Origin of the sequence: Pseudodesulfovibrio mercurii (assembly GCF_000189295.2) — a bacterium.
Lineage (GTDB): Bacteria > Desulfobacterota > Desulfovibrionia > Desulfovibrionales > Desulfovibrionaceae > Pseudodesulfovibrio > Pseudodesulfovibrio mercurii.
The window spans coordinates 2957089-2970699 of record NC_016803.1 but is presented as its reverse complement, the minus strand read 5'-3'; the positions used below and the strand labels follow the sequence as shown (position 1 = coordinate 2970699).

Annotated in this window: 14 protein-coding genes; 3 read left to right on the top strand and 11 right to left on the bottom strand. The window is 63.5% G+C overall.

Annotated elements, in window-relative coordinates; all coding sequences use genetic code 11:
* Positions 1-2: 2 nt before the first annotated feature.
* From DND132_RS13390 to DND132_RS13370, 5 genes are all read right to left on the bottom strand, one after another.
* Positions 3-293 carry a YciI family protein gene (locus tag DND132_RS13390; protein ID WP_014323290.1) on the bottom strand — a complete coding sequence of 97 codons (291 nt, stop codon included), beginning with the start codon at positions 291-293 and terminating at the stop codon, positions 3-5.
* A gap of 647 nt (positions 294-940) precedes the next feature.
* Complete coding sequence (gene serS, locus DND132_RS13385) at positions 941-2218, bottom strand: serine--tRNA ligase (protein ID WP_014323289.1); 1278 nt, start codon at positions 2216-2218, stop codon at positions 941-943.
* Positions 2219-2260: 42 nt separating this feature from the next.
* Entirely contained in the window at positions 2261-2920 is a 660-nt protein-coding gene (gene cmk, locus DND132_RS13380; RefSeq protein WP_014323288.1) for a (d)CMP kinase, read from the bottom strand.
* Complete coding sequence (hisC, locus tag DND132_RS13375; RefSeq protein WP_014323287.1) at positions 2913-4013, bottom strand: histidinol-phosphate transaminase; 1101 nt, start codon at positions 4011-4013, stop codon at positions 2913-2915. Before hisC ends, cmk begins: the two co-directional genes overlap by 8 nt.
* 260 nt (positions 4014-4273) lie before the next feature.
* Entirely contained in the window at positions 4274-4714 is a 441-nt protein-coding gene (locus tag DND132_RS13370; RefSeq protein ID WP_014323286.1) for a universal stress protein, read from the bottom strand.
* A 270-nt stretch (positions 4715-4984) separates the two neighbouring features.
* Between DND132_RS13370 and DND132_RS13365 the strand changes: the two genes are divergently transcribed.
* The gene (locus DND132_RS13365; protein WP_014323285.1) at positions 4985-5455 is read left to right on the top strand and encodes a hypothetical protein; all 471 of its coding nucleotides are present in this window, start codon (positions 4985-4987) and stop codon (positions 5453-5455) included.
* 492 nt (positions 5456-5947) lie between these two features.
* Here DND132_RS13365 and DND132_RS13360 read toward each other — a convergent pair whose 3' ends face one another.
* The 5 genes from DND132_RS13360 to DND132_RS13340 form a co-directional block, all read right to left on the bottom strand.
* On the bottom strand, positions 5948-6670 hold the full coding sequence (locus tag DND132_RS13360) for an ABC transporter ATP-binding protein (RefSeq protein WP_014323284.1): 723 nt from the start codon (positions 6668-6670) through the stop codon (positions 5948-5950).
* A gap of 3 nt (positions 6671-6673) precedes the next feature.
* Entirely contained in the window at positions 6674-7834 is a 1161-nt protein-coding gene (locus DND132_RS13355) for an ABC transporter permease subunit (RefSeq protein WP_041915808.1), read from the bottom strand.
* 10 nt (positions 7835-7844) lie between these two features.
* Positions 7845-8747: a branched-chain amino acid ABC transporter permease gene (locus tag DND132_RS13350; RefSeq protein ID WP_014323282.1), complete on the bottom strand. Its 903-nt coding sequence runs from the start codon at positions 8745-8747 to the stop codon at positions 7845-7847.
* A gap of 61 nt (positions 8748-8808) precedes the next feature.
* Positions 8809-9963 carry a branched-chain amino acid ABC transporter substrate-binding protein gene (locus tag DND132_RS13345; protein ID WP_014323281.1) on the bottom strand — a complete coding sequence of 385 codons (1155 nt, stop codon included), beginning with the start codon at positions 9961-9963 and terminating at the stop codon, positions 8809-8811.
* 41 nt (positions 9964-10004) lie between these two features.
* Complete coding sequence (locus DND132_RS13340) at positions 10005-10760, bottom strand: ABC transporter ATP-binding protein (protein WP_014323280.1); 756 nt, start codon at positions 10758-10760, stop codon at positions 10005-10007.
* A 346-nt stretch (positions 10761-11106) separates the two neighbouring features.
* Here DND132_RS13340 and DND132_RS13335 point away from each other — a divergent pair, with 346 nt between their 5' ends.
* Both DND132_RS13335 and DND132_RS17780 read left to right on the top strand, forming a co-directional pair.
* On the top strand, positions 11107-11862 hold the full coding sequence (locus DND132_RS13335) for an SDR family oxidoreductase (protein ID WP_014323279.1): 756 nt from the start codon (positions 11107-11109) through the stop codon (positions 11860-11862).
* Between the two features lie 246 nt (positions 11863-12108).
* Positions 12109-12597, top strand: coding sequence for a hypothetical protein (locus tag DND132_RS17780; protein ID WP_014323278.1), 489 nt, complete (start codon positions 12109-12111; stop codon positions 12595-12597).
* A 360-nt stretch (positions 12598-12957) separates the two neighbouring features.
* On the opposite strand, the gene DND132_RS13325 is transcribed toward DND132_RS17780, so the two are convergent.
* Entirely contained in the window at positions 12958-13611 is a 654-nt protein-coding gene (locus DND132_RS13325; protein ID WP_014323277.1) for a hypothetical protein, read from the bottom strand.

Genomic DNA, 13611 nt, shown 5'->3' with positions numbered 1-13611 from the left:
GTCTAGGGCTCACGGTAGGCGTCCAGGTCCGGGGCGGTCTTGCTCGGGTGGAACTCCACGATTTCGTATTCGGCGGCTCCCTCGATCAGGAAGGGGTCCTCGGCAATGATCGCCTTCACTTCGGCCCGCGATCCGGCACGGGCGATGATCACCCCACCCGTGCGCGGTTCCCGCCGCCCGGAAAACAGAAACGTCCCGGCGGCATAATTCTTTTCAAGATATTCGACATGCGGCGGAATGAGCCGGTCGATCTCGGAGAGGGGCTTCACGTAGGTGAGGAGCAGGATGAACATGCGGCAATTCCCTGTTTTCGGATGAAATAGCAAGCGGAAGTGTACTGTCGCCGACAAGAGAAGGCCAGCGCAAAAAGTCCCTGCCGAACCACCCCTGCCCTGCCCGAATCGCTCCATTGGTCGCAGGGGAGAAAGGGACACGAAGGTCCGTGAGAGGAAACGAAGTACGACCACGCAACCGCGACCATTTCTCTGCTCCCCTCCCTTCTTCGTACCCGGCCATCCACCCCGACCCACTCCCCAGCCCGATGTGGATGCGCGGCCAACCTTCCCGCAACCCGCTTCTTCGTACCCCGGCCATCCACCCCGGCCCACTCCCCACACCCGAAGAGCGGTAATCGGCGGCGGAAGCGCAGGTTTGAGCGCGTCTGGGCGGCAGACATTCGCTCACAACCAGCGAAAGCCGCCTACGGGTTCTTGGGTCCGTCGGGGCGCGGCAGCACCGCAGCGCAGTTTTTGCTTCCTTTTTTGTGCGCCGGCAAAAAAGGAAGTCGCCGTTAAGGCGAAACACAATGTAAGGATGACAACCCAAAGCCCCGACGCGGATGAGCGGCCATTCCCCCGTACACGCCCTCTTCCCAAAGACGAAAGGGCCGGGAAAGCACTCGCTCTCCCGGCCCATGTCGTCTCTAAAAACACCACGCCTGTTAAGGCGTAACCACCTCCAGCCCCCCCATGTAGGGCCGAAGCGCCTCGGGAATGACCAGGGAGCCGTCGGCCTGCTGGTAGTTCTCCAGCACGGCCACCAGACAGCGGCCCACGGCCAGGCCGGAGCCGTTCAGGGTGTGGGGATAGAGCTTCTTCTTGGAGTCCTTGGGCTGGAAGCGGATGTTGGCCCGCCGCGCCTGGAAGTCCTCGCAGTTGGAGCAGGACGAGATCTCGCGGTACTTGCCCTGGCCGGGCAGCCAGACCTCGATGTCGTAGGTCTTGGCCGCGCTGAAGCCCATGTCGCCCGTACACAGGACGATGGTCCGGTAGTGCAGGCCGAGGATTTCCAGGATGCGCTCCGCCGAATGGGTCATCTCCTCAAGCGCCTCGTAGGAGTGGTCGGGATGGGCGAAGTTGACCATCTCCACCTTGTAGAACTGGTGCTGGCGGATGAGGCCCTTGGTATCCTTGCCGTAGGAGCCGGCCTCGGACCGGAAGCACGGGGTCTGGGCGCAGAACTTGACCGGCAGCTTCTCCTCGGGGATGACCTCGTCCGCGTAGATATTGGTCAGGGGCACCTCGGCCGTGGGGATGAGGTAGAATTCGCGCTCGTCGGTCAGCTTGAACAGGTCCTCCTCGAACTTGGGCAGCTGGCCCGTGCCGGTCATGGTCTTGCGGTTGACCATGAACGGGGGCAGGACCTCGGTGTAGCCGTGCCGCTCGGTCTGGGTGTCGAGCATGAGCTGGGCCAGGGCGCGCTCCAGCCGGGCGCACCAGCCGAAGCTGATGGAGAACCGGGCCCCGGCCAGCTTGGCCGCGCACTCGAAGTCCAGGCCGCCCAGGGCGGTGCCGATCTCCCAGTGTTCCTTGGGCTCGAAATCCATGACCGGCTTCTCGCCCCAGTAGCGCAGGACCGGGTTGTCCTCCTCGCCCGCACCCAGCGGCACGGACTCGTGGGGGATGTTCGGCACGGACATCATCCAGTCCTGTTCGGCCTTTTCCACCTCGGCCAGCTCGCGGTCGAGCTCCTTGGTGCGCTCGGCCACCCTGCCCATCTTTTCGAGCAGGTCCGAGGCGTCCTCGCCCGCCTTCTTGCGCTTGGCGATCTCCGGGCCCACCGCGTTCTTCTCGGCCTTGAGCGACTCCACCTCGCCGATGAGCTGCTTGCGCCGCTCGTCCAGGTCGGTGAACTCGCGCACGTCGATTTTCGAATGGCGCTTTTCCAGGCTCGCGCGGACCAGGTCCGGATTCTTCTGCATCAATTTGAGATCAAGCATGACGAAATATCTCCTGATTGTGGCTTCGATACCGGGTGTATCCTAGGCCACGGCTTCTTTCAAGGCGGCCAGGACCTGTTCGCGGTCCATGGCCGTGGTGTCGATGACCACCGCGTCGTCGGCCGCCTTCAGCGGGGCCACGGCCCGGTTGCGGTCCTGGGCGTCGCGCCGGGCGATCTGCGCTTCGAGCGCTGCGCGGTCGGCGGGTTTGCCCATGTCCCGCAGTTGCAGGAAACGCCGCCGGGCGCGCTCCTCCACGGAGGCGTCCAGGAAAAACTTGTGCGGGGCGTCCGGGAAGACCACGGTGCCCATGTCGCGGCCCTCGGCCACCAGGGAGAACCGCTCGCCCAACCGCTGCTGGGCCCGCTTCAGAAAGGTGCGGATGACCGGCAGGGTGGCCACGTTCGAGGCCCACATGCCGACCTCCTCGGTGCGGATCTCGTCCCCGATGGGCGCGCCGTTCAGGGACAGGACCGAGTCCTCGCCCTCCCCGGACAGGCCGTATTCGAACCCCGCCAGGGCCTGCTCCAGCTTCGGTTCGGGCCAGTCCCAGGCCCCCTGCCCGAGCTTCCAGGCCACGGACCGGAACATGGCCCCGGTGTCCAGGTAGGGGATGCCGAGCAGCCGGGCCAGCCGCTTGGCCATGGTCGATTTGCCCACCCCGGCCGGGCCGTCGATGGTCACGATCAGGGGTTTACCCATTGAGGATGTCCCCCAGGGCCTGGATGAACAACCGGTTCTCCTTGTCCGTGCCCACGTTCACGCGGATGCAGTCGGCCAGGCCGAAGCTGCCCAGGTGGCGGACGATGATACCGCCTTCGAGCAGGGTCTGGAAGACCGTCTTGGCGTCCATGGGCGGCCGGAACATGACAAAGTTGGACTGGCTCGGCCAGACCTTGCAGCCGAGCCGGGTCAGCTCGTTGGTGAAATACTCGCGCCCGCGCATGACCGTGGCCAGGGTCTCGTTGAAGAAGACCTCGTCCTCGATGGCGGCCAGCCCGGCCTCCTCGGCCAGCAGGTTGACCGTGAACGGGATGCGCGCGTTGCGCATGAGCGCGGCCAGGGGCGCGGGCATGATCCCGTAGCCCAGGCGCATGCCCGCCAGGCCGTAGGCCTTGGAAAAAGTGCGCAGGCAGACCAGGTTCTCGAACTTGTCGAAGGCCTGGACCGGGGAATAGGACTCCGGCGGCCAGGCGAACTCGATGTACGCCTCGTCCACCACCAGCAGGCAGTCCCTGGGCAGCACGCCCGCCAGCACGGTCAGGTCCTCCACCCCGGCGGCCAGCCCCGTGGGGTTGTCCGGGCTGGTGACCACGACCATGGCCGTGTTCTCGTCCGCGGCCTCGGCCAGGGCGTCCAGGGGCAGGGCGCAGTCCTCGCCGCGCGGCACCACCCGGCACTCCAGGCCGCACAGCTTGGCGCACATGCCGTACATGGCGAAGCTGTGCTCGTAGAAGACCACGTTGGAGATGCCCGGCACCGCCTTCATACGGAAGAGCATGTCGATGATCTCGTCCGACCCGTTGCCCACCAGCACGCACTCCTCGGGCACGCCCGCAACCTCGGCCACGGCCCGGGTCAGCCTCGGGGTGTGGTTCTCCGGATAGCGGAAGGCCCGCGCCGCGTTGCGCTCGATGGCCTTGACCACCAGCGGCGACGTGCCCAGCGGGTTCTCGTTGCTGGCCAGCTTGATGACCGAGGTCAGCCCGTACCGCTCCTGAATCTGCTCGATGGTCAGACCCGGCACGTACGGCGCGAAATCCAAAATCTCCGGACGAACGGTAAACTCTCTCATCACTCTCTCCTCGAAAAATCGCCTCGCGGACGCGGATGGCCGTGCCTTGCCGTCCCTGAAGCGTCTCCCCGCGTCCCTCCCCGCGAAGCGCCCAAAAAGTTTCGGAGGGTGAGAGGGGTTGGGGGTCCGGGGGAAGGGGGAGAGAGGGAAGCCCTTTGCAAAGGGTTCCCTCTCTCCCCTTCCCCCGGGCGCCGCAGGCGCAAATAAAAAGGAACGGCCGAGACCGTTCCTTATATGGTTTATCCTGGTCCGTAAAGGAACTAGCTGGGTCGGACGGTGAGAACCGGGGCCTTGGAGCTCTTGACCACCTTTTCGGCCACCGAGCCGAAGAGGATGCGGTCGATGCCCTTGCGGCCGTGGGTGCCCATGACGATCATGTCGCACTTCTCGGCCTCGCAGATGGCCAGGATCTCCTCGGCGGGATAGCCGGTGACGACCTTGCCTTCCACGTTGAGATCGCTGAAGTTCTCCTTGACGAACGCATTCATGGTGTCCTCGGCGCCGGTGACGATCTCGCCCACGAAGCTCTCGATGGAACTGGGCGGCACGTGGAAGCCCACGTACTGGCTCAGGGACGGCGCCACGTAGAGTACCAGAATCTTCGCCCCGGAACTCTTGGCCATCATACTGGCGTAGTCGGCGACCATGGGGCTGTAATCCGAGAAATCAACCGCGCACAAAACCTTCTTGATTTCGGCCATGTCCTTCTTCCTCCTTGCTGTATGGTCCACCCCCCGAAAAACGGAGGGGAATGACTCCTGCCTACTTTTTCTATGCCTTTCCCGCTGCGGATAGACAACCTTTTTCTTCTGCATTAGAGTTGCCGTGTGCACGGGCGGCACCGCCCCGGCGGCAGAAATTGCCGGGCCTTTCATTGTATAAGAATATGATTTTCCAGCAAGTTGTCAATAGGTAGGCGTTGGCAGGGTCCTTGCAACATTCCAGGCAAACCACAGGATAGGAGTTGAACCATGGAGATCCGTCCTGATCAGATCGAGGGCGTCCAGCCGGAACAATCACAGCGCCGCAACAAGGCGACGCAGTCCGACGCGGCCTTCGGGGATCTTCTCAATCAGGAAGTGGCGCGGGGAGAAACGGCTGTCTCGCCGTCCGTTGCGCCGCCCTTAATCGTGAATCCCCTGTTCGCCGCCGGGTCGGTCGCCGAAGTGCAGGCCGTGTCCGACGACGGCGCGGAAATCGCGGGCCAGGTGGAATCCATCCTCGACAAGTGGGACGACTACGCCGCCACCCTCGCCGACCCCGAGGCCGGACTCAAGTCCGCCTACGGCACCCTCGACGAGATCGCCGACGACGTGGCCAGCCTCAAGGCCGGACAACCCGACCTCGAGACCACCCACCCCGGACTCAAGTCCATCGTCGATGAACTGGAAACCCTCGCCGCCACCGAACAGTTCAAGTTCAACCGCGGCGACTACGCCTAACAAACAAAACCCCCATTTCGCCCGGCCCGGCCCACTCCCGTGGACCGGGCCGCCCTCTTTTTCAAGGCATGCCTCCGGCGGCCGGAGCGCTGCCCCGGACCCCGCCAGAGAACCTTTTGAAAAAGGTTCTCTGGACTCTCCAAAACTTTTTTCGCCGCTTCGCGGGGTGCGAGCCCAAACAAAACGGCCTTCAACCCTCCACCGGGTCAACGGCCTTTGGTCTTCACTCTTCATGGAGCGATTCGGGTGCGCAGCACCCGACAGCGGCTCTCTCCCCCGCGCTCGGAATAGGCTTTCGAGAGTGGGTCAGCTGTGCATTTTCTTCCGGCCGCGACAACCGCAGCGTAGCCGTCTACGTGAGGATTGTCGCGGCCGGAAAAAATGTGCAGATGGCCCGCTATCGGAAGCCGCCTCCCGCAAAGCCGGACATACGCAAAGCCCCCCGGAAGCGCACGGCTTCCGGGGGACCTCCAATCTCTATAACTATGGCGGCTATTCGCCCAAGTACGCTTTGCGTATATCCGGATTCGCCAGCAACGCCCCAGCTTCGTCTTCCATGACGACCTTGCCCGTCTCAAGGACATAGCCCCGGGAGGCGGCCTGGAGGGCGAGGTTGGCGTTCTGCTCGACCAGGACCACGGTGACGCCCTGCTCGTTGATCATCTTGATGATGTCGAAGATCTGCTTGACCAGGAGCGGGGCCAGACCCATGGACGGCTCGTCCAGGAGCAGGACCTTGGGGCGGCTCATGAGCGCGCGGGCCATGGCCAGCATCTGCTGTTCGCCGCCGGACAGGGTGCCGCCGAGCTGCTTGCGCCGTTCGCGCAGCTTGGGAAACAGGTCGAAGACGCGGTTCACGTCGTCCTTGACCCCAGCGGCGTCTCGTCGGAAGAACGCGCCCATGTCCAGGTTTTCGAGTACGGTCAGGCGCGGGAAGATGCGCCGCCCCTCGGGCACCTGGCACAGCCCCATGGTCGGCAGGATGTCCGAATGCACGGCGTTGATACGCTCGCCGCGATACAGAATGTCGCCGGACACGGCCCTGACGATGTTGCAGATGGTCATCAGCGTGGTGGACTTGCCCGCGCCGTTGGCCCCGATGATGGAGACCACCTCGCCCTCATAGACCTTGAGCGAGATGCCCTTGAGGGCCTGGATGCGGCCGTAGGCCGAGACCACGTTGTTCAGTTCGAGAATGGGCGTTGTATCTGTCATGGGTTACTCCGCCTCCTCGGACCGGCGACCGACGCGCTTGGCGGGCCAGATGCCCGCCGGGCGGATGAGCATCATCAGGGTCATGGCGCCGCCGAACACGAGCATGCGGTAGAGTTCGAATTCGCGGAAGACCTCGGGCAGGGCCACCAGGGCGAGCACGCCGAGGATGACGCCGGGGATGGAGCCCATGCCGCCGAGGATGACCATGGCCAGGACCATGGCGGATTCCAGAAAGGTGAAGGATTCGGGCCCGACGAACTTCATGCGCGCGGCGAAGAAGGCCCCGGCGAACCCGGCGAAGGTCGCGCCCATGGCGTAGGCCAGGAGCTTGAGCAGGAAGGTGTTCACGCCCATGAGCTCGGCGGCGGTCTCGTCCTCGCGGATGGCCTCCCAGGCGCGTCCCACGCGCGAATAGTTGAGCCGGTAGACCGCCAGGATGGTCACCACGGCCAGGCCGAGGATGACGTAATACATGCTCGACAGGGAACGGAACTCGTAGCCGAAGAGCTCGGGCCGGGGGATGGACAGGATGCCGTTGGGGCCGTTGGTCAGGGACATCCAGTTGTTCAGGACGAGCCGGACGATCTCGCCGAAGCCGAGGGTGACGATGGCCAGGTAGTCGCCGCGCATGCGCAGGGTCGGGTAGCCGATGATGCAGCCCGCGATGGCCGCGATGAACGCGGCGATGGGCAGGCAGAGCCAGAAGGACAGGCCGTAGTTGATGCTCAGGATGGCGTAGGTGTAGGCGCCCACGCCGTAGAAGGCGATGTAGCCGAGATCGAGGAGCCCGGCCAGGCCGACCACCACGTTCAGGCCCAGGCCCAGGCAGACGTAGATGAGCACGCTGATGGCCACGTCGTGGGCATAGCGCTCGGTGACCAGGGGATAGACGATGGCCCCGGCCATGACGATGCCCAGGAGCAGCCAGGTGGGGGCCTTTTCATAGGCCGCGGCGAGGGCTCCGGCCGCGCCCTTGACGGGCTTGCCCACGGAGTCGAGGTAGCCCGCCTCCTTGACCTGGTAGAAGAACATGATGAAGACCGCGGCCACGGCCACATAGCCGAAGACCTTGAAGGTCGTGGCGAACTCCAGCCCGTCCGGCTTGATGCCGAGCATGGGCCACAGGAGCAGGAGGAACCAGAGCAGCCCGACGCCGCAGGCCATCCACAGTCGTTTAGACTCGCGTATCGTCAACGTTCTCTCCCATGATGCCGGTGGGTTTGAAGTACAGCACGCCGATCAGGATGATGAAGGCGAACACGTCCTTGTACTCGCCGGAGATGTATCCGGCGGCGAAGATTTCGACCATGCCGATGATCAGCCCGCCGATGAGCGCGCCGGTGATGTTCCCGATGCCGCCGAGCACGGCCGCGGCAAAGGCCTTGATGCCGGGCACGAAGCCCATGGTGTAGTTGACCGAGCCGTAGTACAGCCCGACCATGATGCCGGCGGCGGCGGCCAGTCCGGCGCCCACGGCGAAGGTCAGGGCGATGATCCGGTTGGAGTTGATGCCGACCAGGGCGGACATGACCTTGTCCTGGGCCGTGGCCCGCATGGCCCGGCCGATGCGCGTCTTGAAGACCAGGATGTTCAGGCCCACCAGGAGCAGCGCGGTCACGACCACGATGAGGATCTGCATGTAGGAGATGGACAGCGCGCCCACCTCGAAGCCGCCGGAGGTGATCTCCGTGGGATAGGGCCGGTCGTAGACGCCCTGGGTGAGCATCAGGCCGTTCTGCAGGAAGATGGACATGCCCAGCGCGGACAGCAGCGCGGCCAGGCGCGAGGCCTGCCTGAGCGGCTTGTAGGCCAGCTGTTCCACGGCCATGGCCAGCAGGGCGCAGTAGCCCATGGCCAGGACCAGGGAGATGGCCAGGCAGGCGTAGGGATGCAGCCCCTGCGAGGAAAGATAGGAGATCAGGATCACGCCCATGTACCCGCCCGCGGCGAAGAACTCGCCGTGGGCGAAGTTGATGAGCTGGATGATGCCGTACACCATGGTGTAGCCCAGGGCGATGAGGGCGTAGACGCCGCCGAGCGTGATGCCGTTGATCAGCTGTTGCAGAAAAAAGTCCATGTTGTTCCAGTGTCCGGGACCCCGCCGCAACGGGGCCCCGGTTGGTTAGACGGGTTGAGGCCTAGTACTTCTCGCCGGTCAGGGAGTTCCAGTAGGGCACGAACTGGCCGTCCTGGACCTTGTACACGGTGTAGTTGGAGCCGGAGTCGCCGTTCTCCTGGTAGTTGATCTGCTTGGACGCGCCGGTGAAGTCGAGCTTGAGCAGCTCGTCGCGGACCTTGGCGGGATCGGTGGTGCCCGCGGCCTTGACGGCCATCAGGTACGCGGTGGCGGAGTCGAAGGCGTAGGCGGAGTACGCGCCGGGCTCGTTGCCGGTCTTGGCCTTGTACTTGGCCAGGAACTCCTTGAACTTGGGCGCGTTCTTGTCGATGGCGCCGAAGGTGCAGTACATGCCCTCGGCGTCGCCCTTGGCGATCTCGATGAGTTTCGGATGGTAGACGGCGTCCTGGCCCATGAGGATGGCGTTGATGCCCATGCGCTTGGCCTGGAGGACCATGAGCGCGCCCGTGGCGGAGTTCTGCAGGGAGATGTAGAACAGGTCGGGGTTGGCGGCCTTGACCTTGGTCAGCACGGCGGAATAGTCCTTGTCGCCCTGGTTGACGTGGTCGTGTTCGAGGACCTTGATGCCCGCGGCCTCGGCGGCGGCGGCCACGCCCTCGGCCAGGCCCTGGGAGTAGGTGGTCTTGTCGTCGACGATGAAGACGGTCTTCACGCCTTCGACGCTCTGCATGAACTTGACGGCGGCCGGGGCCTGGTGGTCGTCACGCCCGCAGGTGCGGAACATGTACTTCAGGCCGCGCTCGGTGACCTTGGGATTGGTGGATGCCGGGGTCAGCATGATGATGTTTTCCTCGGCCAGGGTCTCGGAGGCCGGGATGGTCGAACTGGAGCAGTACGCGCCGACCACGGCGGTGACCTTCTCGTTGATCAGCTTGTTGGCTGCGGCAACGGCCTGCTTCGGGTCGCAGGCGGTGTCTTCGGGGAAGACTTCGATCTTGGAAAATCCGGGGATGCCGCCGGCCTCGGTGAAGACCTCCACGGCGATCTCCGCGCCCTGGCGGATGTCGGTGCCGTCGGCGGCGTAGGGGCCGGTCAGGGGGGACATGGTGCCGATCTTGAGGACCTGTTCGGCCTTTTTCTCTTCGCCGCCTCCGCAGCCCGCGAGGAGCAGGCCCAGAGCGAGCAGAGCCACTGCGAGTACCAGTAAACGTTTCATAAACACTCTCTCCATTCGTTGCGGTTCAGCCAGCCTCTCTTTTACTGGCCCAAATATGCCTCGATCACGTCGGGGTTGCGCTGAATCTCCTCAGGCCGCCCCTCGGCGATCATCACACCGTGGTCGAGTACGACGATGCGGTTGCAGATGCCCATGACGACCTTCATGTCGTGTTCCACCATGAGCACGTTGATGCCCAGGCCGGTGATCCGGCCGATGGACTCCATGAGTTCCTTGGACTCGGCCGGGTTCAGCCCGGCGGCGGGCTCGTCCAGGAGGATGGTGTGTGGCTCCGAGGCCAGGGCGCGGGCGATCTCGAGCCTGCGCTGGTGGCCGTAGGGCAGGTTGCAGGCCACCTCGTCGGCCCGGCGGCCCAAGCCCATGAAATCGAGCGCCTTCTGCGACCTCTCGACGATCCGCTCCTCCTCGCGCCGCTGGCCCGGGCTGCGCAGGATCGCGCCGACCACGCCGGACTTGGAGCGGCTGTGCTGGGCGACCATGCAGTTCTCCAGCGCGGTCATGTTCTGGAACAGGCGGATGTTCTGGAAGGTTCGGGCGATGCCCATGGACAGCACCTGGTAGGGCCGCAGTCCCGTGATCCTCGTGCCGTCGTAGGAGACCGAGCCGCTGGAGGCCTTGTACACGCCGGTGATGACGTTGAAGACCGTGGTCTTGCCCGCCCCGTTGGGACCGATCAGACCCACGACCTCGCCCTCGGACACGGAAAAGGCCACATCGGTCAAGGCCTGTAATCCGCCGAAACGGACACAGATGTCGTCAAGAGTGAGATTTGCCATATTTACCTAATTAAATAGTAGAAATCGTCTTCCAGGACAAGGGGGGAGACGCCCCTTTTGTCATTTCAATAGGTTGAAATGACGGTCCTTTTTTGATTGGACCCCACTTCTTACCTTATTTGGCAAAAAAAGTCTAATACTCGCCGGATTTATGGTTCGTCAGGGGAAAATTTGGCAAATTTGGAAAAGTGATGAATTTTATTCTTGATGACCCCTTGTTTTCGCAGGCAAAAATGGGTTTTATTGTGAATTCGTGACTTCCGACCGCGTTCGTGCCAGAATCATGGTTCAAATGGCGGCGCGCCGCAGGGCGCCCCCGTGTTCAGACATTCAAAGGAGTTCGACAATGGCAAAAACCATACTCATCACCGGCGCCACCGCCGGATTCGGCCAGGCCATGGCCCGCCGGTTCGCGGCCGAGGGCTGGAATCTCGTCATCACCGGCCGCCGCGCCCAGCGCCTCGAGGAACTCAAGGCCGCCCTTTCCCCGGCCAAGGTGCACACCGTGAACTTCGACGTGCGCGACCGCGAGGCGTGCGCCAAGGCCATCGAGGACCTGCCCGCCGAGTTCGCGGCCATCGACGTGCTGGTCAACAACGCGGGCCTGGCGCTGGGCCTGGAGCCCGCCCAGGCGTGCGACCTGGACGACTGGGAGACCATGATCGACACGAACATCAAGGGGCTGACCTTCATGACCCGCGCCGTGCTGCCCGGCATGGTCGAGCGCAACGCGGGCCACGTGGTCAACCTGGGCTCCGTGGCGGGCAACTACCCCTACCCCGGCGGCAACTGCTACGGCGGCACCAAGGCGTTCGTGAACCACTTCTCCAAGAACCTGCGCGCCGACCTGCTCGGCACCGGGGTCCGCGTGACCAACATCGAGCCCGGCCTGTGCGAGACCGAGTTCTCGGTGGTCCGCTTCAAGGGCGACAAGGCGGCCGCGGACAAGGTCTACGAGGGCACCCGGCCGATCACCGCCGACGACATCGCCGAGTGCGTCTTCTGGACCACCAACCTGCCCGCCCACGTGAACATCAACTCCCTGGAGGTCATGCCCGTGCAGCAGGCCTTCGCCCCCTTCGCCATCGCGCGCGACAAATAGCGCCCCCGGCAACGACCAATGCAGACGGGCCATTCCCTTCAAGGGGATGGCCCGTCTTGCTTCGGGCTCGACGCTTACCATTTCCCCGATATTCCAGGTTGTTCAGTGAGGCGACCTAATGAATGGTTACGCCGATGTCGGCGACTGGCGTTTTAAAATATTTATCTTTCTTTATTTATATTTATATTATATATTGCTTTCATGAAATACCCGCATTACATCCAAAACCTCCAGGCAGGACGACTTATGCGAGACCGTGAACCGACAACTTCGGAAATAATTTACTATCATGTCGAACATGCCCTCGGACATTTTCAAATTTTAATCCAATCGATTATCGGTTTTGCCTCGGGTGCAATCCGAGGTGCGACGCTGCTGAACGGCGGTGCCGCCGTCGCCCTGCTCGGCTTCCTAGCCTCGAACTTCCAGCTGCGGAATAACGAATTATTGCCGGCACTCCAATTCTTCGTCGCCGGGGCGCTGTTTGCGTCCGTCACGTGGGTGTTCAGCTATTTGAGCCAGATTTGCTACGCGTTCGATCTCAAGTATCGCTGGAACTATTCGAACAGCGTCGAAGAATGCCTCACCAAAAAATCGACATTCCGTAAAGCGGCGGGATGTCTTCTTCAGCTCATAGGGATGGCTTTCATGATCACCTCATACGGCCTCTTCGCCTGGGGCTGCTTTACCGCCTATGACGCGATCCAAAAAACAACCCTCACGTCCGGCCTATAGTTCTGGTCGCCGGGATTCCCCCGGTCTCCTCCCTCTACCATCCTCCCCATCGCCCCCTGGGTGCGCAGCACCCAGGCAGCCCTTTCCCTACAAATACTATCGCCCCCCTTGGAGCGCCTTTGGGGGCGCAGCCCCCAAACAGCGGCTCTCGACACACCGAGGCTTGGGAGAGTGGGTCAGATGTGGATTTTCCGAGGGGCGATTTGACCGCAGCGTACCCCAAGTACGTGAGGATCAAATCGCCCCTCGGGAAATTCGCAGATGGCCCGCTATCGCAAGCCGGCACCCCCGGACCGACGGCGCAAAAAAAGGCCCCGCGCATGAGCGCGGGGCCTTGTTTTTGCGTCGGATGGTCCGGGGCTACCAGTCGCCGCCGAACGCGTCGCTGCCCAGACCGAAATCGGCCTCGGGCTCGCCGCCGACGGCCGGGCCGTCGACGGGGGCGGCAGCGGCACCGGCATCACCGGCTGCGCCGGCCACACCGGCCACAACCACGCCCTGGCTCTTGACCTTTTCCACTTCGGCCATGAGGTCGTTGAGCTTCTTGGTCATCTCGTCGAGCTTGGTGGAGGCCACGGTGACCTTCTGCTCGCCGGCGGCGTTCTGCGCGTCGACGGTCTTGATCTTGGCTTCCATGGGGCCGATCTTGGCGGCCAGTTCCTTTTTCTCGGCCTCAAGCTTCTCGACCTGGGCCTTGAGGGCGGCGTTGTCGGCCTTGAGACCGGCCAGGATGTCCAGGACGCCCTTGGCGCGGGCGGCCTCGGCCGCGGGCAGGGCCTCAATCTTGACCTGGTTGCCGAGCTTGGAGATGTCGCCCTCGGCGTAGCCGGTCAGGCCGGGTTCCTGTTCGTAGATCCAGGCCTTGGACAGGGCCTGCGCCACGGGGGCGACGTCCGCGTCCAGAGTTTCAGCCTGGGTGATGTAAGCCAGCATATCGAGCTGAGTCTGGTCGGCGGCCTCGCCGCGCAGCACAGACACGAAAGCGTTCATGGGGAAAACCTTAGCTTCAGCCAT

Coding starts and splice junctions, on each gene's coding strand:
- DND132_RS13390 (WP_014323290.1), bottom strand. CDS start 293: ATGTTCATCCTGCTCCTCACCTACGTGAAGCCCCTCTCCGAGATCGAC.
- serS (WP_014323289.1), bottom strand. CDS start 2,218: ATGCTTGATCTCAAATTGATGCAGAAGAATCCGGACCTGGTCCGCGCG.
- cmk (WP_014323288.1), bottom strand. CDS start 2,920: ATGGGTAAACCCCTGATCGTGACCATCGACGGCCCGGCCGGGGTGGGC.
- hisC (WP_014323287.1), bottom strand. CDS start 4,013: ATGAGAGAGTTTACCGTTCGTCCGGAGATTTTGGATTTCGCGCCGTAC.
- DND132_RS13370 (WP_014323286.1), bottom strand. CDS start 4,714: ATGGCCGAAATCAAGAAGGTTTTGTGCGCGGTTGATTTCTCGGATTAC.
- DND132_RS13365 (WP_014323285.1), top strand. CDS start 4,985: ATGGAGATCCGTCCTGATCAGATCGAGGGCGTCCAGCCGGAACAATCA.
- DND132_RS13360 (WP_014323284.1), bottom strand. CDS start 6,670: ATGACAGATACAACGCCCATTCTCGAACTGAACAACGTGGTCTCGGCC.
- DND132_RS13355 (WP_041915808.1), bottom strand. CDS start 7,834: ATGGCCTGCGGCGTCGGGCTGCTCTGGTTCCTCCTGCTCCTGTGGCCC.
- DND132_RS13350 (WP_014323282.1), bottom strand. CDS start 8,747: ATGGACTTTTTTCTGCAACAGCTGATCAACGGCATCACGCTCGGCGGC.
- DND132_RS13345 (WP_014323281.1), bottom strand. CDS start 9,963: ATGAAACGTTTACTGGTACTCGCAGTGGCTCTGCTCGCTCTGGGCCTG.
- DND132_RS13340 (WP_014323280.1), bottom strand. CDS start 10,760: ATGGCAAATCTCACTCTTGACGACATCTGTGTCCGTTTCGGCGGATTA.
- DND132_RS13335 (WP_014323279.1), top strand. CDS start 11,107: ATGGCAAAAACCATACTCATCACCGGCGCCACCGCCGGATTCGGCCAG.
- DND132_RS17780 (WP_014323278.1), top strand. CDS start 12,109: ATGCGAGACCGTGAACCGACAACTTCGGAAATAATTTACTATCATGTC.
- DND132_RS13325 (WP_014323277.1), bottom strand. CDS start 13,611: ATGGCTGAAGCTAAGGTTTTCCCCATGAACGCTTTCGTGTCTGTGCTG.